Source organism: Syntrophobacterales bacterium (assembly GCA_019429105.1).
GTDB lineage: Bacteria > Desulfobacterota > Syntrophia > Syntrophales > UBA5619 > DYTH01.
The window spans coordinates 41,085-63,652 of the sequence record JAHYJE010000006.1; the positions used below are offsets into that span (position 1 = coordinate 41,085).

Annotated in this window: 25 protein-coding genes; 15 read left to right on the top strand and 10 right to left on the bottom strand. The window is 52.0% G+C overall.

All coding sequences use genetic code 11. The features are described from left to right. Nucleotides 1-24 precede the first annotated feature (24 nt). The 5 genes from K0B01_03230 to K0B01_03250 all read right to left on the bottom strand — a co-directional run bounded on the left by K0B01_03230 (nt 25) and on the right by K0B01_03250 (nt 4,453). Nucleotides 25-801, bottom strand: coding sequence for an enoyl-CoA hydratase/isomerase family protein (locus tag K0B01_03230; protein ID MBW6485151.1), 777 nt, complete (start codon nt 799-801; stop codon nt 25-27). Nucleotides 802-825: 24 nt separating this feature from the next. Further along, complete coding sequence (locus K0B01_03235) at nt 826-2,127, bottom strand: TRAP transporter large permease (protein MBW6485152.1); 1,302 nt, start codon at nt 2,125-2,127, stop codon at nt 826-828. After that, on the bottom strand, nt 2,124-2,660 hold the full coding sequence (locus K0B01_03240; GenBank protein ID MBW6485153.1) for a TRAP transporter small permease subunit: 537 nt from the start codon (nt 2,658-2,660) through the stop codon (nt 2,124-2,126). Before K0B01_03240 ends, K0B01_03235 begins: the two co-directional genes overlap by 4 nt. Nucleotides 2,661-2,758: 98 nt before the next feature. Beyond that, entirely contained in the window at nt 2,759-3,796 is a 1,038-nt protein-coding gene (dctP, locus tag K0B01_03245; GenBank protein MBW6485154.1) for a TRAP transporter substrate-binding protein DctP, read from the bottom strand. A gap of 96 nt (nt 3,797-3,892) precedes the next feature. Next, a complete protein-coding gene (locus K0B01_03250; protein ID MBW6485155.1) occupies nt 3,893-4,453 on the bottom strand; it encodes a TetR/AcrR family transcriptional regulator in 561 nt (186 codons plus the stop codon). Nucleotides 4,454-4,897: 444 nt separating this feature from the next. On the opposite strand from K0B01_03250, the gene K0B01_03255 reads away from it, so the two are divergent. The 8 genes from K0B01_03255 to K0B01_03290 all read left to right on the top strand — a co-directional run bounded on the left by K0B01_03255 (nt 4,898) and on the right by K0B01_03290 (nt 11,715). Next, complete coding sequence (locus K0B01_03255) at nt 4,898-5,398, top strand: Hsp20/alpha crystallin family protein (GenBank protein MBW6485156.1); 501 nt, start codon at nt 4,898-4,900, stop codon at nt 5,396-5,398. An 86-nt stretch (nt 5,399-5,484) separates the two neighbouring features. Next, complete coding sequence (lon, locus tag K0B01_03260; protein MBW6485157.1) at nt 5,485-7,842, top strand: endopeptidase La; 2,358 nt, start codon at nt 5,485-5,487, stop codon at nt 7,840-7,842. 68 nt (nt 7,843-7,910) lie between these two features. Beyond that, on the top strand, nt 7,911-8,210 hold the full coding sequence (locus K0B01_03265; GenBank protein MBW6485158.1) for a Maf family protein: 300 nt from the start codon (nt 7,911-7,913) through the stop codon (nt 8,208-8,210). Next, nucleotides 8,198-8,512 carry a Maf family protein gene (locus K0B01_03270; GenBank protein MBW6485159.1) on the top strand — a complete coding sequence of 105 codons (315 nt, stop codon included), beginning with the start codon at nt 8,198-8,200 and terminating at the stop codon, nt 8,510-8,512. Before K0B01_03265 ends, K0B01_03270 begins: the two co-directional genes overlap by 13 nt. Before the next feature lie 32 nt (nt 8,513-8,544). Beyond that, entirely contained in the window at nt 8,545-9,246 is a 702-nt protein-coding gene (locus K0B01_03275; GenBank protein ID MBW6485160.1) for a YggS family pyridoxal phosphate-dependent enzyme, read from the top strand. A gap of 12 nt (nt 9,247-9,258) precedes the next feature. Next, complete coding sequence (locus K0B01_03280) at nt 9,259-9,765, top strand: flavin reductase family protein (GenBank protein ID MBW6485161.1); 507 nt, start codon at nt 9,259-9,261, stop codon at nt 9,763-9,765. Nucleotides 9,766-10,009: 244 nt separating this feature from the next. Further along, entirely contained in the window at nt 10,010-10,870 is an 861-nt protein-coding gene (locus tag K0B01_03285; protein ID MBW6485162.1) for an MBL fold metallo-hydrolase, read from the top strand. Nucleotides 10,871-10,893: 23 nt separating this feature from the next. After that, nucleotides 10,894-11,715 (top strand): amidohydrolase family protein, encoded by an 822-nt coding sequence (locus tag K0B01_03290; GenBank protein MBW6485163.1) that lies wholly within the window; start codon nt 10,894-10,896, stop codon nt 11,713-11,715. Nucleotides 11,716-11,765: 50 nt separating this feature from the next. Here K0B01_03290 and mutM read toward each other — a convergent pair whose 3' ends face one another. The 3 genes from mutM to K0B01_03305 all read right to left on the bottom strand — a co-directional run bounded on the left by mutM (nt 11,766) and on the right by K0B01_03305 (nt 13,762). After that, nucleotides 11,766-12,551, bottom strand: coding sequence for a bifunctional DNA-formamidopyrimidine glycosylase/DNA-(apurinic or apyrimidinic site) lyase (gene mutM, locus K0B01_03295; GenBank protein MBW6485164.1), 786 nt, complete (start codon nt 12,549-12,551; stop codon nt 11,766-11,768). 126 nt (nt 12,552-12,677) lie between these two features. Continuing rightward, nucleotides 12,678-13,484 carry a hydroxyethylthiazole kinase gene (thiM, locus tag K0B01_03300; GenBank protein MBW6485165.1) on the bottom strand — a complete coding sequence of 269 codons (807 nt, stop codon included), beginning with the start codon at nt 13,482-13,484 and terminating at the stop codon, nt 12,678-12,680. 26 nt (nt 13,485-13,510) lie between these two features. Then, a complete protein-coding gene (locus K0B01_03305; protein ID MBW6485166.1) occupies nt 13,511-13,762 on the bottom strand; it encodes a hypothetical protein in 252 nt (83 codons plus the stop codon). 432 nt (nt 13,763-14,194) lie between these two features. Between K0B01_03305 and K0B01_03310 the strand changes: the two genes are divergently transcribed. Further along, a complete protein-coding gene (locus K0B01_03310; GenBank protein ID MBW6485167.1) occupies nt 14,195-14,554 on the top strand; it encodes a helix-turn-helix domain-containing protein in 360 nt (119 codons plus the stop codon). 151 nt (nt 14,555-14,705) lie between these two features. Continuing rightward, nucleotides 14,706-14,969: a hypothetical protein gene (locus K0B01_03315; protein ID MBW6485168.1), complete on the top strand. Its 264-nt coding sequence runs from the start codon at nt 14,706-14,708 to the stop codon at nt 14,967-14,969. A 205-nt stretch (nt 14,970-15,174) separates the two neighbouring features. On the opposite strand, the gene K0B01_03320 is transcribed toward K0B01_03315, so the two are convergent. Both K0B01_03320 and K0B01_03325 read right to left on the bottom strand, forming a co-directional pair. Beyond that, a complete protein-coding gene (locus tag K0B01_03320; protein MBW6485169.1) occupies nt 15,175-16,023 on the bottom strand; it encodes a nucleotidyl transferase AbiEii/AbiGii toxin family protein in 849 nt (282 codons plus the stop codon). Further along, nucleotides 15,995-16,636, bottom strand: a complete 642-nt coding sequence (locus tag K0B01_03325) for a hypothetical protein (GenBank protein MBW6485170.1) — start codon at nt 16,634-16,636, stop codon at nt 15,995-15,997. The genes K0B01_03320 and K0B01_03325 overlap by 29 nt, the downstream gene beginning before the upstream one ends. A 304-nt stretch (nt 16,637-16,940) precedes the next feature. Here K0B01_03325 and K0B01_03330 point away from each other — a divergent pair, with 304 nt between their 5' ends. The 5 genes from K0B01_03330 to K0B01_03350 are packed head-to-tail and all read left to right on the top strand — an operon-like array spanning nt 16,941 to nt 22,557. Continuing rightward, nucleotides 16,941-17,189 (top strand): helix-turn-helix transcriptional regulator, encoded by a 249-nt coding sequence (locus K0B01_03330; GenBank protein MBW6485171.1) that lies wholly within the window; start codon nt 16,941-16,943, stop codon nt 17,187-17,189. A 25-nt stretch (nt 17,190-17,214) separates the two neighbouring features. Beyond that, on the top strand, nt 17,215-19,983 hold the full coding sequence (locus K0B01_03335) for an N-6 DNA methylase (protein MBW6485172.1): 2,769 nt from the start codon (nt 17,215-17,217) through the stop codon (nt 19,981-19,983). Beyond that, nucleotides 19,983-21,338, top strand: coding sequence for a restriction endonuclease subunit S (locus K0B01_03340; GenBank protein MBW6485173.1), 1,356 nt, complete (start codon nt 19,983-19,985; stop codon nt 21,336-21,338). The genes K0B01_03335 and K0B01_03340 overlap by 1 nt, the downstream gene beginning before the upstream one ends. Next, nucleotides 21,335-22,381 carry a virulence RhuM family protein gene (locus K0B01_03345; protein MBW6485174.1) on the top strand — a complete coding sequence of 349 codons (1,047 nt, stop codon included), beginning with the start codon at nt 21,335-21,337 and terminating at the stop codon, nt 22,379-22,381. Before K0B01_03340 ends, K0B01_03345 begins: the two co-directional genes overlap by 4 nt. Next, nucleotides 22,378-22,557 (top strand): hypothetical protein, encoded by a 180-nt coding sequence (locus K0B01_03350; GenBank protein ID MBW6485175.1) that lies wholly within the window; start codon nt 22,378-22,380, stop codon nt 22,555-22,557. The genes K0B01_03345 and K0B01_03350 overlap by 4 nt, the downstream gene beginning before the upstream one ends. The last annotated feature ends 11 nt before the right edge of the window (nt 22,558-22,568 follow it).

Here is a 22,568-nt window from a genome sequence, read left to right on the forward strand (position 1 = left end):
GGCGCCACCTCATTGAAAACTGGGTTAATGTTTTTTTGCCTTCATGTTTTCCAATTTCTTTGCGACAAAAATCTTTTGTTCATTGGCATTGATGCAACTGTGTAAATGAGCGGCTTCCAGCTCCAGAATCTGTTCAAAGCTCGAATGCATACCCTGGTCGATGGCGATGCGGGACAATTTCATTGACAGAGCGGAGCGGCAGTTGATCAGCCGGCAAATATCGAATGCATGCCTCAAAAGCCCCTCGCGTTTTACGACGCTGTTGACAAGTCCAATGGCAAGAGCCTCCGCCGCATCCACAAGTCTGCCGGTAAAAATCAGTTCCTTGGCTTTTCCCAGGCCAACAATCTGGGTAATCAACTTGGTGCCGGCAGTGGTAACCGTGAGCCCCACCCCCGTTTCAGGAAATCCGAAAAAGGCATCGTCCGAGGCGACACGAATATCGCAACTCAGGGCAAATTCAAGACCGCCGCCGACTGCATAGCCATTGATTGCGCCAATCAATGGTTTCCCCATCCCGAGAACCACCCTCTGAACATCCTGCAATGCATCGATCTCCTCAGCCCATTGTTCAAAGCTTTTTCCTGAAGATGTCTCTTTCAGATCTTCGCCTGCGCAAAATGATTTCCCGGCGCCGGTCAGTATTACGGAGCGAACATCCTTGTCCTGCTGAGCGCTCTGCAAATGCCGTATTAGTCCCTTCAGGAGCGCTTCGTTGATTGCATTGAGGCGGCGCGGTCTATTGAATGTAATGATTCCCACGTTTTCTTTTTTTTCATAAAGAACAGCTTGATTTTCCATTAAATGGTTCCTTTCCTGTCGGGCTTATTTTATAAAAATGTTTACCAGAACCAATGCAAATTCGGGAACGTAGGTAACTGCCAGGATTATCGGCAGCGCTCCAAAAATCATGAAACAGGCAGCTGGTTTTATATATTCATGCAACGGCACATTGCCGCCGATCAACCCCGCCAGATAGAGCATGGGGGCACAGGGAGGGGTTATGTTCCCCAGGGATAAATTGGTGACGGAAATTGCCGCAAAATGGATTGGATCTATTCCCGCTGATTTGGCAATCGGAAGCAGGATGGCCGCGGCAAGAATATTGCCGGAAATGTCGTCCACCAGCATGCCCATCAGCAGCAAAATGACATTCAACATCAGAAGTATCATCCATTTGTCTGTTGTAACACTGAAAATCAACTCGGTGAGCTGCTGTGGAATCTGGTAGGTAACCATGATTCTGCTGACCATAAGAATAAAGAATAACAGAACCATGACCACGCCCGATGTCACCATTGAACTCTTGATATTGGCCGCCACGCCTTTCAGGGTCATGGTCCGGTAGAAGAAAAAACCTACCAGTACTGCATAGACTGCCGACATGCCGGCTGCTTCGGTGGGTGTAAAGACCCCGCCGTAGATGCCGCCGAGCACCAGGACGGGCATGAACAGCGACAGGCTCGCATGCCGGGTGGATCGCCCGATCTCTATTGCCGTCTGCCTCATGCCCATCTTTTCAGCCACCTTCAGCGTCTTCATACGCCGGCTCAATACGAGGTTGACCACACAGTAGGCAATCATCATTAAAATTCCCGGTATCAATGTGCTTAAGAACGCGGCAAGGATGGATATCTGGGCCGTCATTGCAAAGACGATCATCGGAATGCTGGGGGGAATCAGCAAGGAAAGCATGGAAGAGGCCGCCACCAGTCCGGTTGAATAGCCTCTTGAGTAACCGTTATTGACCATTTCCGGTATCATGACTGAGCCGATGGCGGCAATAGCCGCGGATGCCGACCCCGAAATGGCGCCGAAAATGGCGCATGACACCACGCACACCATCCCCATCCCCCCTTTGATCCGCCCCAGAAAAGACATGGCAAAGGAGATAAGACGCCGGGAAATATCAGCGTCCCTCATCAGCCCGCCCGCCATGATAAAAAGGGGAAGTGCCAGCAGCGTATAGGATTCAAGGTTGCGAAAAGCCGAGGGTATGGCAAACCGCGGATCGAGGCCAGCAATGGCCATTATGGCAAATCCACCCAGACCGAATGCAAAACCCACAGGCACCCCGAGCAACATGATCAGAACAGCTAAAACCATTATGGCGATAACTACAGTCATAGCACACCTCCGGGCGTGGCTTCAAAGCCGTGGATTGCGGTGCCTGAATGTTTGATTACATTGGCAAAACTGTATATGGTCATGAAGAAGGCGCCGAAAAGCATGCTGCCGACGCTGTATATCCGCGGCCACCACAGACCGGGGGTCTTTTCTCCGCTGCCATATATCCAAAGACAATATTTAGCGGAATGGTAGAGAAACAGAAGGCAAACCAAGAGGCTCAGTCCCCAGGTGATTGATTTTATTACCGCACGGGAGCGATCCGAGTGAAACAGCAGACCCGCCATATCGCCTTGTACATGAACATCCCCTTTTGTTCCAAGGATTGCACCGAGAAAATAGACCCACACGGCAATTAATCTGGAAAGTTCCTCCAGACCGAAAAGCGGCGCCTTGAAAATGTATCGCAGAACAACCTGCAGCACAACTGTCAAAGTGACCATCACCCCCCCCGTGACAATGAGCCAGGTCGTGCCTTTATCAATAAAATTGTCTGCGGCCATGAACATTCGATTGATTTTCCTGATTGCCATGATTCACTCCAATCTATGTTTGAAAATAAGGGTCGGTTTGACCCGACCCTTTTGGTTGGGTACTGGCAGCCCATTTTCACTATTCGGTCGGTGAATAGCTAATCGGCAATTTTTGTTGCATGCGCCTTGATCTTATCCATCAAAACGGACCCCAGCAGTTCTTCCTGAATAATCGGCCAGGCTTTGGCGCGAACCAATTTTGCAGCAGTTTTCCATTCCTGATCATTTACCTCGTACACTTTAACGCCGGCATCAGTCAGTTTTTTCTTGAATTCCATTTCATCTTTCTCTGCCGCAAGCGCCTGATCCGCCATTACCTTATCTGCCGCGCTGCTTAGTATCGCCTTGTCTTCCTTCGACAGGGAGTCCCAGAGCTTTTTGTTCATGGTCAAAAACCAATATTCAAAACAGTCGCGAGTCGCCACCCAGTAAGACAGCGCGTCGCGCATCACATACGCCTCGACAGCCGGGCATGCGGAACGGGCATCAACAACGCCGGTCTGAAGTGCCGTAAAGGTTTCCGAGTAAGCGATCGGGGTGGAAATAAATCCCAATTTCGGCACATAAACCTCGAAAATGCGAATTGGCGGCACACGCATTTTGATGCCCGAATAGTCCTGAGGAACCTTGGCAACCTTGGTGATGCGCTTGCTGTAGGCCATACCGTCCCAGGCGTTTAAGTAAATCCCCAATACCTTCAAGCCGATCTGGGAATAGAGGTCATCAAAGATCGGGGTAAGCCAACCATTTGACCCGATGGCCGCACGCGCCTCATCCCACGTGGAAAAAAGATACGGCATGAACATCAGGTTGGTTCTGGGATCATAAGAGGTGGAGCCGGCGTTGAGACCGATCTCCAGCGTCCCCATGCGGTTGGCTTCAATTTGCTCCATCCAGTCGCCTAATGACCCCGATGGGAAATAGGTGATGTTAATCCTGCCGCCGGATTTATCGGACACAATCTTTGCAAACTGCTTGCTCCTGGCGGCTGCGGGATGATCTTCGGCAATTCCCTGGCTTATCTTCCATTTGTATGATTTACACTGGGCGCTGCTATCTAAAAAGAGCACCAGCGCCAGACATCCCAAGACTGATAAAACCGCGACGACCTTTTTTTGTCCAAAAAGCTTATTCATTTTCCCCTCCTTAATTTGGTGTGAAATTTTTATTTACTTTCTGTCTCCTTTCGGATCATCACCCCCTCCCTGACGTTCCTCCCGTCAATTTGCCGCTTATGACCTTGCCAAACCCTTTAGAATAAAATCTGAATAGAAATCCGCAACTGCCTCCTTGGAAAGACGCCCCGAACGATTGAACCAGGAGCAAATGGCGGTGCACATGGACAAGATGCCGTAAGAAATCACTTTTAAATCTGAAACGGAAAAAACGCCTTCGGCTATCCCTTCTTCAAGAACCCCCTGAATTTGTTTTTCATATTCATCTCGCATCTGCATAATTTCCTGGTAATTCCTGGCAGTCAGCCCCCGAAGCTCACTATCCGCAATAATCGCCTCTTTCTGCCGTTCGATATGAAAGATAATATGGCAATATATGGCTGCCTGCATTTTTTCGCGGGCGCCTTTCGCTGAAGCCAGTCGTTCCTTCAGCAAGTCCTGGAGTTCGATCATGGTCGTTCTGAAAATATCCAATAAAATTTCTTCCTTTGTCGAATAATGATGATAGATGCTTGACTTTCGGATACCTGCTGCATTTGCGATGGCACTCATGCTGGTTGCATAGTAGCCTTTTTTATAGAAAAGCCTTACCGCCACCTTTTTTATTTTGTCTTTCATAATTTCACCCCGCCGCTGTTTATTTTATATTGCTGCCCCGGCTCCGCCACAAAGCCCCATCCCGCTGACTGAGAGGAACCCCGCCATTCCTCCACACATTCGAAAAAGGCGCCGACATTTTGATATTTCATATAAATTATTTGTATAAAGCGTATTAATGTTGGTTAATTATGTGTCTTTTATCTACCGACCGGTCGGTCAGTTGATTGGAAAATATATTAATTATTTATGGCTGTCAAGAAAATTTTTAAGGCCTCGGCCTCTGGTTTCTGCAATCGGCCTTCTAATCGTCTCTTGCCAATATTTTGCTGTCAATATTTTGCTTGACGGCATATTCATCGGTGCATATTATCTGAAAGGGCTGGGGAAAACTTTTTGGATATATCGTCTCCAAATGTTTTATCGGGAAGGGTAAGGGGGATTTAAAAAAAACGGGAGTCCGAGATGGATTACATCAAGATCAGATTTGTCGATAACCAGGAGGGCGCCGAGTATAACCTCTTCAGAACAGTCGAAGAGATGCTCAACCATGCCCAGCCGAGATTCGCATTTTCCAAGCAAAGGTGGCGGCCCCACGTGGACATCTATGAGACCGGCAACGAGATCTTTATAATTGCCGAAATCGCCGGTATTCAGAGCGAGGGTATCGATTTGGAGATATCCCCTCGCTCTCTCAAGATAGCGGGAAAGCGAAGCTTAATGTTCACACAGCGAAGCTTGATGTTCATGGACTGCGAGGAGTCGCCGGAAAAGGAAAGCGGCTGTTATTGCCTTGCGGAAATACCCTCCGGCCATTTTGAGCGTACCATTGTCCTGCCGGTTACGATCGACGCGGCAACAGCTAAAACAGTTTACAAAGACGGCCTTCTGAAAATCAGCCTGACCAAAAAATCACAAGCGGAAATCAGCAGGATAACTGTCAAAGTTCAAGGTAATCATCTGTAACATATCAGGATTTAATAGGAAAACATCACAGGCCAAGGGCTGGCAGTCTAAGGCCAAAACAAACTGAACAGTAAAGAGAGGCGCCAATGTCGCAAAAACAACCGGAGGAGTTAAAGATCGCCGGCATCCCGGAGATACTTCCCATATTGCCCATGTCCGGTGTCTTTGTGTTTCCGAAAATGCTCATCCCGCTGGAGATCACCGGGGATTCGGCAACCAGTCTGATCGATGAGGCGATGACCGGCAGCCGGATGCTCGGCATGATCATGGTTAAAAAAACGGACGAGAATCTCGAACTTCCCAACAAAAAAGAATATTTTTACGATACGGGAACGAGCGTCTCCATACTCAAAATGGCCAGGACCGCCGACAGCAAGACCCAGCTCCTGCTGCAGGGAGTAGGCCGGTTCCGTCTGACAGAAATGCTGGAGGGCAAACCATATCTGCACGGACGCATCGAGGTTCTCGAAGATTCGGGAACCAAAGACCTCGAGGTCGAGGCCCTGATGGTTAATCTCGTCAGCCTCTTTGACCGGATCGTTAAACTGTCGCCCCTGCTGCCCCAGGAGTTCGGAACAATGGCGAAAGCGATTGCCGAGCCGGGCGTTCTTGCCGACGTAATCGCCTCCGTCATCAATGTTTCCATCGAGGAAAAACAAAAGATCCTCGACATCCTGGATGTAAAGGGGAGACTGCGCGAGGTAACGCGGTTAGTCAACCACCAGGTGGAGATCCTTGAGCTGGGCAACAAGATCCAGAACGAGGTAAAGGGCGACATGGACAAAAGCCAGCGGGAGTATTTCCTCCGCCAGCAGTTGGGCGCCATCCGCAAGGAACTCGGAGAGACCGACGACGAGAAGGTCGAGGTTGAAGAATATCGGGCCAAAATAGAAAAAAAACACCTCCCGGAAGAGGCGAAAAAGGAGGCGGAGCGCGAACTCGCCCGCTTGACCCGGATGCACCCCTCCTCGGCGGAATACACGGTATCGGCGACCTATCTGGACTGGCTCACCGAACTTCCCTGGAATGAGCATACCGAAGACAACAGCGACATCAAGGCCTCCCGACGGATTCTCGACGAGGACCATTACGGGCTGGAAAAGGCGAAAAAGAGGATAATCGAGTACCTTGCCGTTCGCAAGCTGAAGCCGGATACGAAAGGGCCGATTCTTTGCTTCGCCGGTCCTCCCGGAACGGGCAAGACGTCTCTTGGGCATTCCATCGGCCGCGCTCTGGGTCGCAAATTCATTCGCATCTCGCTCGGCGGCCTGCATGACGAGGCGGAGATACGCGGCCACCGGCGCACCTATGTGGGGGCGCTTCCCGGCCGGGTCATTCAGGGAATCAGGCAGGCGCAGTCCAATAACCCCGTCTTCATGCTCGACGAGATCGACAAGGTCGGAAATGACTTCCGGGGCGATCCCTCCTCCGCGCTGCTGGAGGTTCTTGACCCGGAGCAGAACTTTTCCTTCACCGATCACTACCTGAACGTCCCTTTCGATTTGTCGCACGTGATGTTCATCGCAACGGCCAACATGCTGGAGACGATTCCGCCGGCCCTGCGCGACCGCTTGGAGGTTATCGAACTGCCCGGCTATACGATAGACGAAAAAATAAGAATCGCCGAGCGCTACCTGATCCCGCGACAGAGGGAGGCCAACGGTTTGCAACCGGAACAGATCCGAATCACGAGAGGCGCGGTAACCAACATTATAACCGGCTATACGCGGGAGGCGGGCCTCCGGAACGTGGAGAGGGAACTTGCCGCGATCTGCCGGGGCGTGGCCAGCCGGATTGCCGAGGGCAAAACGGAAAAGACAACTGTTACGGCGGGCGATCTGCACAAATTCCTCGGCCCGGTGCGAATAAACGGCGAGGCCGCCCTGCGGACAGCCAAACCGGGGGTCGTCATGGGGCTTGCCTGGACACCCTCCGGCGGGGATGTGCTCTTCGTGGAGGCAACGGCAATGAAGGGCAAGGGCGGACTGACCCTGACCGGTCAATTGGGCGACGTGATGAAGGAATCGGCAACCGCGGCGCTGAGTTTTATCCGCTCCAACGCAGAGGCAATCGGGGTCCCGGATAATTACTTTTCCGAGAGGGATATCCATATCCATGTCCCCTCCGGGGCTACACCAAAAGACGGGCCCTCGGCCGGGGTTACCATGATGACGGCCCTGACCTCGCTGGCAACGAATCGCCCCGTCAAAAAAAATCTCGCGATGACCGGGGAAATCACGCTCCGGGGAACTGTTCTGCCGATTGGCGGGATCAAGGAAAAGGTTCTTGCCGCCCACCGGGCCGGGGTAAAGATCATCATCATGCCCAAATGGAACAGGAAGGATCTGGAGGATATCCCCGCCAAGGTGCGCCGGGAGATAACCTTTCATTTCGTGGACGACATGCTGGAGGTTCTGCGCATTGCCCTGGAAAAGACGCCTTAAAAATCCGGCAGGTAGGGGCAATTCATGAATCGCCCCTATTTGATGTCAACAACATGGAAGGAAAGCGAATGGGGATTGTAATCCCGCATCACATCATCCTGGCCTCGGCCTCGCCTCGCCGCATAGAGTTGCTGAAGCTTGCGGGACTCTCTTTTGACGTCATCCCCGCCGATATTGAAGAGGCCCCCCGCCCGGGCGAGGCGCCGGATAAGCATGTTTTCGGCTCGCCGCCGAAAAGGCCCTGTTTGTCGCTGCCAAAAAGCCCGATTGTCTCGTTATCGGCGCCGATACGATCGTCTTTCTCGACGGGGAAATTCTCGGGAAACCTGCCAACCGGGAAGAGGCGCAAAAAACCATGGCCAAATTGAGCGGCCAAACTCACGAGGTGTTCACCGGCTTTTGCGTGGCGCAGATTGATCGGGGAATAAGGATTTGCGAGGCAGTGCGTTCAGCGGTAACCTTCCGGGAAATAACCCCGGACGAGATCTACTGGTACGCAGGCACGCCGGAGCCGTATGACAAGGCCGGCGCCTACGCCGCCCAGGGAATAAGCGCCTCGTTTATCAGGAAAATAAACGGTTCCTATACAAATGTTATCGGTTTACCCCTGTGCGAGGTTGTCGAAAAGCTGAAAACGGTCGGGGCGATTGATTTTTCACGGGACAGTTGAACGGAGCGTAAGGTTTGCATGGAAAAACAGCGATGAGCGTCAAGGAAAATATCAGGCAGATCAGGGAGGTAATTGCGGATGCGGCGGCGAGAAGCGGCCGTTCCTCCTCCGCGGTACGCCTGATGGCGGTAACGAAAACGGTCGATGACGAGAGGATTATCGAAGCAATCGAGGCCGGCGTTGATATAATCGGCGAAAACTACCTGCAGGAGGCAAAACGCAAAATCGCCTCCCTTGGCAAGTCTCTGGAATGGCACATGATCGGGCATCTGCAGACGAACAAGGCCCGTTTCGCGACAGGCCTCTTCGAGATGATCCATTCGGTTGACCGGATAGAGCTGGCCCGTGAGCTCGACCGACGCGCCGCAGTGGCCGGTTTGACCATAAAGATACTGATTGAGGTGAACGTCGCCGGAGAGGCGACAAAAAGTGGGGCGCCCTTCGCCGAGGCGAGCGCCCTCGTTCACGCCGTCGCTGTCCTGCCCAATCTGTCGCTCCAGGGACTTATGGCAATGCCCCCCTATTGCGACGATCCGGAGGAGGCAAGACCATTTTTCCGCAAACTTCGCGGATTGCGGGAGGAGATAGAAGCAGAGAAAATACCCCGGGTGGAAATGAAGGAGCTTTCCATGGGAATGAGCGGTGATTACGCCGTCGCGATCGAGGAAGGAGCAACGATCGTGCGGCTCGGCCAGGCTATCTTTGGGGAACGTCCCCCACGACAACCAAAATAAGGAGAATGAAAAATGAATAAAAAAGCTTTCTACACAATCAGTTATGGCATTTACATAGTCGCTTCCGGGAAGGACGGGAAATTCAACGGCCAGATCGCCAATACCGTTTTTCAGGTCACCTCGGAGCCCGCCACCGTTGCGGTAAGCATCAATAAACAGAATTACACCCACGAGCTAATCACTGCCAGCGGCAAATTCACCGTTTCGGCGCTGGACGAGGAAGCGCCAATGACAATGATCGGTCGTTTCGGCTTCAAGTCCGGCAAAGAGATAGATAAATTTGAGGGCATCGGGATAAAAACCGGCGCAACCGGCATCCCTGTCGTCACCGAACACGCCGTTGCCTTTATTGAGGCCGAGGTAATAGGCTCAATGGACTGCGGCACCCACACTATTTTTCTCGGTAATGTGAGCGAGTCCGATGTACTTAGTAGCGCGGCGCCGATGACCTACGCCTATTACCAGAAAATCAAGGGCGGCAAGGCCCCCAAAACCGCGCCCACCTATCAGGCGCCCTGACCGTGCAGCCGGCAATTGCTAAAAGAGATGACTTTCTGGAATTGACTTTCGGGACAATAGCCGGCGGGAAGATTAATTTCTTGACATGAACGGATTAGACAGATATTTTGCGGGCATGGGTGATCACCCTAACACCTGTAATTAGTTGACCACGCTATCGCTCCTTTGGCCTTCCCCGATTGCGTGGAGTAAAGGGGGTGTAGCGGTTGGTCTTCATTTTAATGGTCAACAAGGGGAAAATTGCATGTTGATTCGCTGCTGGGGCGCCAGAGGTTCGGTCCCTGTTTCGGGAAGTGATTATGTCCGGTATGGAGGAGACACCGCCTGCATTGAGGTGAGGACGAAGCAGGGCAGCATCGTCATCATCGACGCCGGAACGGGCATCAGGAGGCTGGGGAATCTCCTGCTGTCCGAAAAGAAGCATGCTTACACGATGATTTTTACCCACGTCCACTGGGATCACATCATCGGTTTTCCTTTTTTCAAACCAATTTTCGAAAGGAAAGTAAAGATTTCCATCATGGGTTGTCCTTTTCAAATCCCCGCCTTCCGGGAGACTCTTGCCACAATCATGAATGAGCCATATTTCCCGGTAAATATCGAAAATATAAAGGCAAAAGTAGATTTCACCAATTTTTGTCGAGGAAAAATCCAGATAGATGGGATGACTATAGCCGTCATCCCGCTGAGCCATCCCAATGGCGGTTTGGGATTCCGTTTCGAGGAAGATGGCCGTTCTTTTGTCTATCTCACGGACAATGAACTCGGCTATCGTCATCCGGGAGGGATGAAATACGCCGATTACGCAGCCTTTTCCAAAGATGCGGACATCCTCGTCCACGATGCCGAATACCTCCCCGCGGAATACGCGACAACAAGGAAGTGGGGACATTCCACTTATAAGGACGCAGTGAGACTCGCTCTTGACGCCAAGGCGGCCAGTCTGGGATTGTTTCACCACAACCAGGACAGAAAAGACGACGATCTGGACATGATTGTCGAAGATTGCCAAAAAATGGTTGATGGAAAGAATATTCGCTGCTTCGCGGTGAACCAGTATATGGAGATTAGTCTGGCAAAAGAAGATAAAAGGATCAGCCCTTGAGGGCGGATGGAGACTTTGGAATTTTGCCGGATCCGATAGTCGATTTCCATACCCATCTTTTCCCGGACCGCCTCTCCGACGCCATTCGCCGCCAGTTTGTCGTGGATTATGGTTGGAGCGTTCTGCATGATTTGTACTGGCGCGAAACCGTTGAGTATCTCCGGGAGCATGGCGTCGGCCCAATCATTTATTCCAACTACGCCCACAAAAAGGGTGTTGCCCGCGGTCTGAACGACTGGAATGTAAATATCCTCGAAAAATTGGATAATGTTTACTGCTTTGCCGCCTGCCACCCGGAAGATGACGACGGATTGGCAAGGGCCGCTGAGCTGCTGTCCCATCCGCGGATAATCGGATTCAAGCTCCAACTGCTCGTGCAGCGCTTCTACCCCGATGACGAGCGGCTCTTCCCGCTGTACGAACTGGTCATGGAAAGGAAAAAACGTCTGCTTTTCCACGTCGGAACCGGCCCGGTCGGAAACGAGTTTGTCGGCATTGCCCCTTTCCGGAGGCTTTTGGCCCGTTATCCGGAGCTGCCGGCGAATATCGCCCACATGGGGGGTCTCGAATACGCTCAATTCGGGGCGCTTTTGGACGACCATCCGGCGCTTTATCTGGACACAGCCTTCTCTTTTCTGGCCGGGGCCGGGTTAATGTTTGATCTCGGCAATGATTTTCTCGAAACCCATAAGGAGCGGATTCTCTACGGCTCGGATTTTCCGAATGTGATCCTGCCGCGGGAGGAAGAGATCAACACGCTTTTGGGCCTGGGCCTTTCCCCGGAATTCTACAACGCTGTTTTCCGGGACAACGGCCTCGCCCTTCTCCAACAAACAGGTTCATGATACTGGGATTCTGGCGGATTTAACGGTTGAGGCAATCCTGATATTCTCTTTTATTTCTGACAGTTCGGGCAAAACCACGTTCCCCGCCCGCCCAGCTTTATCCGCTCGATTTTGCCGCCGCAACGGTTGCAGGCAGCGCCTTCACGCGAATAAACTTCGAGATTTTCCTGGTTTTTGCCGCTTTTCCCGAAAAGGTCGCGCCAGTCGGAAACGGTTGTCCCCCGGCACTCGACGGCCCGGCTGAGAATCGCCTTTGCCTCCCTTTTGACCTTCCCCCATTCCCGAAGCGTGACCCTGCTTGCCGGCCGGCGTGGGTCAATCCCCGCTGCGAACAGAATCTCGCAGGCGTAGATGTTGCCGATTCCCGCGATTGCGCGTTGATCCATCAAAAATGATTTTACCGGCATCTGCCGTTTTCTGGATATTTCCCACAAGGTGCGTGCCGGGATTCCCTTGAGGGGGTCATTGGCAAGCGCTGGCGCCTTTTCCTCCGGCCGCACGCAAAAGGTCCCAAAACGGCGTGGATCAATCAAAAGCAACGTCCCTTTGGTAAAATAAATGGCCAGGCGGGAGTACGCGGGGAAGGGGGGAGAAACCTGTTCCGGCAGGTAGAGGAGCCGGCCGGTCATCCGCAGGTGCAGTGTCGCCGTCAGGCCGCCCTCCAGGTTCAGGTCAATAAACTTTCCCCGTCTTTTAACTGAAAGAAACTTCCGCCCCGACAGCTCAGGCTCTTTTCCCAGCAGTGAATCAAGAATCTCGATCCGGAGGATTTTCTCCCCTGTTGCAACCTGGTCAAGCTGGCGGCAGAGGGTCTCCACCTCGGGCAGTTCCGGCATTTTCAATCCTCATAAAAGCGGGGCGGTTCCGGACGCGACAAGGCGCGCCCCTACAATAAGGGCGGTTTGCGAGCCGCCCCAACTTCGTTTTCATCCTTCTTTTTGACGACTGAACGCCATAAGGGTTTAATAATTATCACTGCTAATTGAAAATACGGACGCAATTTGCTCGGCAGAAAGTACATACAGGGCGTCAAGGAAATTGAGCTGGAGGCTGCCCGGCCCCTGCGAACGAGAGGCCGCAAGCTCGCCGGCAATTCCCATAACCGCCATTGCCTCCGCGGCGGCGAGAAAGGGGTCGGCGGTTACCGCGGCAAAGGCCCCGCAGAGGGCGCTTGCCGTACAGCCGAGACCGGTCACCCGCGTCATCAGCGGATGGCCATTTTTAGTCATGATCACGCCGGCCGGGCCGATGGTGTAGTCTGTAGCCCCGCTGATGCAAACAACGGAACCGGATTGCTTTTGCAGCTCGCGGCCGATTGCCACCGCCTCTTCGGAGGAGGCGGTGCTGTCCACTCCCTTGGTTTTGCTGCCGGCATCCAAAAGAGCCATGATTTCCGACGCGTTTCCACGAATGATCTCGGGGGGAATGGCCCGGATCAGTTCGCGCGCCGTCGCGGTGCGATAGGCGGTCGCGCCGGCGCCGACCGGGTCAAGAACGATCGGAATCCCTTTTTTGCGCGCTGCCTCTGCCGCCTTAAACATCGAGAGCACCCAATTTTCGCTCAGGGTGCCGATGTTGATGACCAGGGCGGAGGCAATCCCGACAATCTCTTCCACCTCCCGCACGGAATGCGCCATGACCGGCGAGGCGCCGATGGCAAGCAGGGCGTTGGCCGTATTGTTCATCACTACATAGTTCGTTATGTTGTGGACAACCGGCCCTTTTGACCGGATTGCCTGTACCGCCGTCCAGATTGAAGAAGGCGTCATAAGTTCAAGTTACTCCTTTTTTCTCTTTATCGGAATGATCTTCCCGCTGCTCGTGAATAACGATATCGGTTATCATTGTCAAGGGCAAATTCGGCCGTTGCGATTCGCCGTTGCGATGCTTTTGACATTGCCCGCCATTTGCGATAGACTCGCGCACCAGATTTGACCGAGGAAAAACCAATAGCCAGACTGCAATCAAAAAGTTTTCCCACAGATGGTGCAAAAAACGGGGTCAGAGACTTCTCAAATATCAATTGACAAGCCAAAATGGTTGCCATACTTTCCCACCACGATAATTTTGTTCTGTCCGCAACAGGCGGAAAGTGGCGGGTTTTCCATTTTCATTCTTCATTTGAGATCATGTCCTTGCATGGAGAACAAAATTTTTCTCCCACTTCAAGCGGGGAACTTGATTGATGGTAAGCGGGGATAACCGTTCTTCCGGCTTGTACAGGATACGATGTGGCATGGGATGTAAAAGCAAAGCGGAAGGTGCAAAAAACAGGTCGATAAACTTCCCAGGAATGTCAGGGATGCGCTGAACGTCCTGTTGGCCGCCATACGGCAGGAGGGACCCACGAGGCATGAATGGCCGAATTATGGAAGCTTGGCCGAAAACATCCACCATTGTCATTTGAAGAAAGGGCACCCGACTTATGTTGCGGTTTGGGAAGTCATAGATAAGAAAATTAAATTGATTGAGGTGCTATATGCCGGGACTCACGAAAAATCACCCTACCAAAAGCATTGAAATCCGTTTCATCGGGCCCTTTGAAAAGAGAGATCAGGCTGTTCAACGTCTGAAACCCTTAGGCTTTGTCGATGCTTCCGAAGCAGAATATGTATCTTGGCGGGAACTGTTTTCCGAGTATTCCGATGAGGAAATGCCGGGCTCCTGCTTGCGTGGCGCTCGTTTCAAGGAGTCGCTCACGCAGCAGCAGTTGGCCGATAGGATCGGAATCCCGCAGCGGCATATCTCTATGATGGAGACCGGGAAACGTCCCATCGGCAAGGAGATGGCCAAGCGCTTGGGGAAGGCCCTGAACATCAACTACAAGGTGTTTTTGTAGGAAGAATATCGGGGATAGGGAGGCCACCTGACAAGTCGGATATCCTGGCCGGTTTCCCCGTTTAACCAACCAGGACGCCACAGGAGGCGCAGCGTGAAATACATTTCGGCAGATGAGTTAAAGCAGCATTGGGAAATCCTGGATTTCGAGCTTGAAATATATTCGCGAGGGGCTTCCCGCTTATGATCAATTGGGCCTGAGGACAATTACTGATTACGAGGTAGCGTACGAGAAAGAAGAAACTATTGATGAATTTCGCAAACGGCTTTTTCTTAGAGAAAGTAAGCATCAATCCCGGAGAGCAGAAAAGAATAATTCCGCCGAGTACGCGATAAACGCACGTCGCCTGATTAATGCAGGTCTGCTGGATAGCAAATTACCGCCACCAGAATTATATGACGTCGAAAAAGTATGACAGCGAGTAGAAAAAAGGGCCATAGCTGAGTATGATCAGCAACCATCATTCCCGGTGGTTCCTCCTGGTGTGATAACCGAATTTTTACCACCCTGAGCGCTCCTTACCCTCCTCCCTAAATGGTCGGTAAATACCCAACCCCTTTAGCAGGAGATCAACGGCTCCGGGTGGTCAATTTTCGGTTATCACTACCCCCTTCTTCTGGTCAATTTTCGGTTATCACAACCATTACCCAGCGCACCTTGAAAAAAATCTGCCGGTGCCGGGCTACACGGTTGAACAACTCCGGATCGGTTGTGGCCTGAGCCGCAACACCTTTCCTGATCAGGCACCATAGGTCGTAGTAATGTCGGGACAGCCTGACCCGGCGCGGCTTATCGGCGGGGCGAAAGCCCTCCTCATGTAGAAGCATCGCTTTCTCCCAGAATGTCCGCTCGGCCGCCACCGTTTTCAAGGCAAAGGCGCTGTAACCCAGCAGATCAGGAAACGCCTCCGCCAGGTAGGGTTGAATAATCGGGTTTTCGACCGGCTCCGTTTCTGAGCGGGCTCCCAGTTCAATTTTGACGACCGGCCTCACATAACCAACGCTGCCGGTAAAAACGGACGGATAGTGGAAAAGAAGCGTCTGCTGATCCGGGTCTTCCTCCTGGTCCGCAGGCGTCAGCCGCCAGTCCATGCCATCGGGGAGCATTTCGCTAAAGCGACTCTCCAAAGCCGGCCCAAGTTCCGCCTCAATACGACGGCTGCATTCCTTGACCAGCCTCTTCTGCTGTTTCCCGCTGAGGGTATCGCCACCGAAACCGAGGTGCCCCCGGTCGATGACCACGTCGATATCCTCGGAAAACCGGGAGATCAGCCGCCAGCCTTTGGATAGGGATGTCCCGCCCTTGAAGGTCAGGTATTTCCCCCATTGCTGTAAACCGAACAGCTCTCTCAGTGTCCAGCAGACCCAGAAATCCTTCTCGATGATCGCCGGGATCAGGCCGAGTCGCTGTTGTCCCTCTTCACAGAGAAGCCGTCGACGTTCAGCGGGAAGTCGCAGGAATGCATTCATGATGACAATCCCCCTCCGGCCCGGCAACGCGCCGCAGGATGGAGGCTATCCAGGCCGGGGCGTAGCGGATGTCTTGAAGGAGTTGTTTCCTGTCATCATCGGAAAGCCGCTTTTGCAGGCGGGCTACAATCGCATCATCCACGTACCGCTGACTGATATGGCGCAGGGCCTGAATGACCAGGCCGCTTAACCGCCCGGCGGTTGCCATGGCGCGAGGGGTCGTGTGTTTGAGAATGATGACCTGCTTGCCAATTTGCACCCGTCGCGCCGGTCCATCCGTGAGGAAAACGATCTTCATCGGCACCTGATCGGAAAGCCCCAGCAGGTTGGCGGCATAGCCCCCGGAAGGCTGAAGAAGGATATTATCTCGTCCCTTCAGGGCTTTCACTATGGCATCGGTCGTGGGAGAAAGGAGGCCGAGATCCGGATCAGTGCGCGGGTAATCGTACAACCCGCGGGCCAGGCGGCGTAGGGTTCCTTTTTTCGATAGACGGTGCAGCACCAAGTCTACGGCCTGCCGGCTCCCAAGGTCGAGAAAAGCACCTGGGGTGACGACGGAACCCTTACCACGTCCATATATACGACTTAGTATTTTTGAATCAATGCTTTGCATGACAGATCCACATCAATATTTGTAAGGAGAAATAGCATCTATTTCTTACAAAAACAAGTGCTATATCACTTAAAATAAAGGGGCAAGACACCAACTCCGACATGCTAAACACCACATTTTTATTGAAATCCACTTTTTGGAAAAATGTATTTTTGTAGCAGAGTGCTTTTGGTAATGCGCAAGGGCGTGGCGAAAAATTGCGAACACCAAAAAACTCTTGACAACATAGTTCTTTATCGTATGATGCATCATCTGATAGATTACTTGTTATTGTTCATTTGATTAATATGCATGGAGACCGCATTTGATAACCCAAACTGACATTCCACGTTTAATACGCAATCTTCGAGAACAAACCGGACTCACCCAGGAAAAATTTGCCACGAAACTCGGCGTAACCCTCCCGACTATCAACCGCTGGGAGAGCGGACGGGCCAAGCCGTCGCCGCTGGCTATGCAAAAGGTTGAGGAGCTGCTGCGCAGCATGGGAGACAAAAACAAAAATCCCCTATCTGAATTCTTCGAAAAAAAAAGAGTTGTAACGGACGTTTGATGTTTTATGAACGGAAGGAGTCTTAGTGACCAGCAAATTGACTAGGGAAATTATTGACCGCGTCTTTAAAGAGCCAGGGATCAAATATGAGCTTACAGAGTTTGAGAGCCTTGGCAAGCCTATCCATGAAATCCTCACCGTTTATCCTAAGACGGCCGAAACAGGGCGCGATGCAGGCAAAACAAAATACTATCTGAAGAGCTTCATCCCCTTTCCCTCGGGAAATGAGGAAGCTCAGGTTTACGTGGAAGGTGGCAAATCAACCCCGGAGGAGATTGTGCGCCAACTCTGGGTCTATAAGCTGATACACCAATACGGCTATAGGAACGACGAGATTGATCTTGAAAAAAGCGTTCAATTCGGGACGGAAGTAGGAACCAAGGCTGCGGACATCATCGTTTATACCGATGTTAGCAAGGAAACACCCAAAATCATCGTCGAGTGCAAAAAACCGAAACGCAAGGACGGCATTGAACAGCTCAAAAGCTACATGAATGCCAAGGGCGCGCCGGTAGCCGTCTGGTCCAACGGGAGCGACAGCATCATCCTCTACCGCCCCTACCCGAAAGAATTTGATGATACCCTCTTCGATATTCCCAAGCGCGGTCAGGAACCCAAAGACGTTCTTGAAGCAAAGAAAACCCTGCTCCAACTGAGGCGGGAATTCAATTTCAAAAAGATCATCCAGGACCTTGAAGAACTCGTCCTTGCCGACAGCGGTAAGGATGAATTCAACGAAATTTTCAAGCTCATCTTCGCCAAGATCTGGGATGAGAAAGAGGCCCAGGAGAAACGGAAGGACAAGGTCGTGGAGTTCAGCAAATCCCTCGATCCTGACATCACCTATGACCGTATCAATTCGCTCTTCCATAGTGCTGCGGAAGAATGGCCAGGCATATTCAAGGAAGGCGAGGATATCGAACTGACCAAACGCCACCTGCAAGTCTGCGTTGGACCCATCGAGGGCGTACGTCTCATGGGTTCTAACCTGCGCGTCATGGATGACGCTTTTGAGTATCTTCTTCCCACGGAGGCTAAAAAGAAAAAGGGGCAGTTTTTCACGCCCCGTCATGTGGTTGAGATGTGTGTGCGGATGCTGAACCCTAAACCGGATGAATATGTCTTGGACCCGGCCTGCGGGTCAGGTGGATTTCTGCTGCATGCCATGGACTGGTGCTATCCTGCTCATGACCACGACGCTCGGGAATTGCGCAAATTCAAATATGCCTCAAAATATCTCTGGGGGATCGATTTCGAGACCAGGGCCGCCAAGACATCGCGTGCCCTAATGCTCATTGCTGGCGATGGTCACACCAACATCTTCGGCCCGGATGTGAGCAGTCTCGATCCCAAGACGTGGTATGAGACGGCCTCGGGCCAAGCATTCATGCACGGACTGCGGCAGGGAAAATTGACGGTTAAAAAGATCCCCGAAACGGAGACTCTCCGGGACGACGATCATGCCTGGGAATATTTCGAGGATTTGAAGTTCGACGTGATCCTCACCAATCCCCCTTTCGCAGGGGAGATGAAGGATCGCAAGATGCTCGCCCATTACGAATTGGCCAGGCCTGCCCTCAAACGGGCCAGGGACAAGGCTGCCAAGGAGGAACGAGACGTCCTGTTCATCGAACGAGTTCTGAAGATGCTCAGCCCCGGGGGACGGGCTGCCATTGTCCTTCCACAGGGGAAGTTCAACAATTCCTCTCTCGCCTTCATACGGGAGTGGATTCTTAAAAACGCGCGCCTTCTCGCTGTGGTGGGTCTGCACCCCAATACCTTCAAGCCACACACAGGAACCAAGACATCGGTTCTGTTCTTCCAGAAATACACCAAAGAACAGCTTTCCGGCATTGCAGCGGTGAAACAGGCCGTAGCAGGTGATTGTCCGGACTATCCGGCTGAGATTCGGGCTCTCCTCGAACAGCATCATGGAGAAGAAGACGTCCCGGATGAAGCCATTCCTGATCCGGTGGCCGATCTGATTGCGGAGAGCTTCGGCGAACCAGAGCCCGATGCGGAATCCGTCGCGGATGCCGAGACCGATCCAACGGAGGGGGCCATCTCCATCGCTGCCGAAGAACGTCCGCCATACACCACCCGCGATGCGCAGGAGGCTGCCGAAGACCGTCTTCGCGATTTGCGCGCGGCATTGATTCGCGCCAAGAGTCGGCTAATCGATCTGGACAGCGATCTGGAGGCCTTGAACGCAAAACAGGCGCAGGAAATTGAAGCGATCACGGCGCAGTGGAAAGGCGAAAAAAAGGCTTTGAATGACCGCCTCAAGAAAATCAGAGAAGAATACAAGGCGGCAACCAAGTTGTTCCAGGATAAGCAAAAAACCAAAAAGAAGGCGCTCAAGGCTGAGATCAAACAGTTAGAAAAAGAGGTCCCGCAGGCGCAATTCACCCTCAAACTCCTCAGCACCCGAGGCAAGCTGGAACTGGTTCTCGACGATCCAGAATTGATCGGAACATTGAAAGAACGCTGGATTGCCGCTGAAGTAGCGAAAAGGCTCGACTACCCGATTTTCATGGCCGTGAGCGAACGCGGCGGTAAAAACAACTCAGGCGATTATGACTTCTTAGTTGATGAGAACGGCAGCCTTGTGGAGTTTCCGGACGGCCATCCCCAGGAAGGCCAGCTTGTGGTGGACCAGGACCTGGTAAACTATGACCTGAAAGCGGAAGACCTGTCCAACGCGGATGAGATTCCCGAGGAGAAGCTTTGTGTAGCAGAGGCATTCATCCGCTTTGCCCAGGAAAAAGGATTTGATTTCTGGAGGGCAGACTGATGGCTGTTTTGAATGAAGTGCCGTTATCTCGCGTTCAAGAATTCGGCAGGACAGATGCAGAATATTTTAAGCCAACCTATGAAGCTTCTTTTAGGCGCGTGTCGTTTTGTCAGGGTGAAAAGATTGCTCGGCTTGCCAATATTACCGATGGTATTCACGCATCGCCGGAAATCACGGAAAATGGCATTCGTTATATCTCTGCAAAATGTGTTAAAGACAACGAATTTGTAATAAACGGCTGTATAAACATCAGCCAAAAGCAACATGAAGCCAACCCAAGAACTCAGCTGAGGGCAGGCGACGTCATAATCACAACTGTGGGAACAATCGGAAATGTGGCCGTAGTTGATGAAGACATTACGCCCTGTAATTGTGACAGACACGTTGGAATCATTAGAATTAAAGAACCAAACGATTTCTCACCTTTCTATCTTTCCACATTCCTAAATTCCAAGTATGGGCAGTTTCAGTCACTTCGGGAATCTGCAGGCAATGTTCAGTTAAACCTTTACATAAAAAACATAGGACACATAGTAGTACCGCGATTGGGGGATGCAGAATTAGAGATCGCTGAGCTCACCAGAACTGCATATCTGATGAGGAGAAAATCGAAAACCATCTACACTCAAGCCCGTAAACTTCTTGAATCGGAGCTCGGACTGGACAAACTACTTTTCCAGAAGCCGGTTGGCTACACGGCACGGTTCAGCGAGCTCAATCAGTCGCTCCGGTCGGATGCACAGCATTATCAACCAAGGTTCGTGCAACTCTTCTCGCACTTGGCTGCTTTTCCAATAAGGCGGGTTCGTGAAATCCGTACGGTCAACCGTCGGGGGCTACAGCCGATATATGTCAGTAATGGACCGGTGGATGTGGTCAACAGCCAACATCTTGGGCCAAAACACGTTGATTATGATGGACTGCAAAGGACCAGCGAAATGGCATTCGCTTCATCCATAGAAGGGCACATCCGAAACAATGACCTTCTTATCTACACGACCGGAGCATACATTGGTCGAACAAACGTCTATCTGCGCAATACACCTGCACTTGCAAGCAACCACGTCAATATTTTGCGTCTGATCCCTGAAATTGACGCCGCCTACATGGCGCTGGTTTTTCAATCTATTATTGGACAGTTTCAAACTCAGAAACACGCGCGAGGAAGCGCACAGGCCGAACTATACCCCATGGACATTGACCGCTTCATCGTTCCGCTATTGGACCCGACAAAGCAGAGAACCATAGGCGATTTGGTGCGTGAGAGTTTGTTAAAACAAAAGGAATCCAACGCGCTGCTCGCACAAGCCAAAACCCGGGTGGAACAACTCATCGAGGAGGCGGTGAAGTCATGAGCAAAGACCTGACATCCGGTGATGGCAGGATATCCGGCAAGGGCCAGTTTCTCGTCTATGAAACGGAAGACGGCCAGGTCAAAATTGACGTGCGGCTGGAGGATGAGACGGTGTGGCTCACCCAACAACACATGGTCGAACTTTTCCAAAGCTCACAGCAGAACGTTAGCCATCACGTTCGCTCCATTTACGAGGAAGGCGAACTGGCCCCGGAGTCAACTCACAAAAAATATTTGTCGGTTCGGCGGGAGGGGAACCGGGATGTAAAACGCCTGCTGGATTATTACAATTTGGATATGATTATCTCCGTGGGCTACCGCGTGAAAAGCCATGTGGCCACCCGTTTCCGCATCTGGGCGACCCAGCGTCTGCGGGAATTCATCATCAAAGGCTTTGTGCTGGATGACGAACGCCTGAAAAATCCAGACCAGCCGTTCGACTATTTTGACGAGTTGATGCGCCGCATTCAGGACATTCGCACCTCCGAGCGGCGCTTCTATCAGAAAATCACCGATATCTATGCCACGAGCATCGACTACGACCCTACCCTGGAGATCAGCATCGACTTTTTCAAAACCGTCCAGAATAAAATGCACTGGGCCATTACCGGCAAGACGGCGGCGGAAATTATCCATGGGCGGGCCAACAGCGACAGGCCCAACATGGGTTTGACTAGTTGGCGCGGTTCCAAGGTTCGTAAACAGGACGTGACCATTGCCAAAAACTACCTCACCGAGCAGGAGCTGCTGGCCCTGAACAATCTGGTGGAGCAATACCTGATCTTCGCCGAAGGCCAGGCCATGCGGCGCATCCCCATGCACATGGCGGACTGGATCAAGAAATTGGATGCCTTCCTGGAAGTCAACGACCGCGATATTCTTTCGCACGCCGGAACGATTTCACACGAAATGGCCAAGGAGTTAGCTGAAGGCGAATACGAGAAGCTCAATCAGAAGCGGATTCGGCAATATGACCGTCTCGACGGTGATTTTGATAAAACCATCAAGCGATTGACGAATGGCAAATGGGGAAATAAAACATGAACCTATCGGGCGATGACAAGCTGCTCCTCGAAGAACTTTGCGGACAGAACGGCGTAAGCCATCAAAAAGTACTAAAACTTCTGGAAACGGTTTACGAATACGAATTCAAAGACCGGCGGACCGGCGTTTACGATGCGTTGCGGGAGATTCTCAAGTGCAAGCCTTCACCGGTGTAGGAGGAACCGTC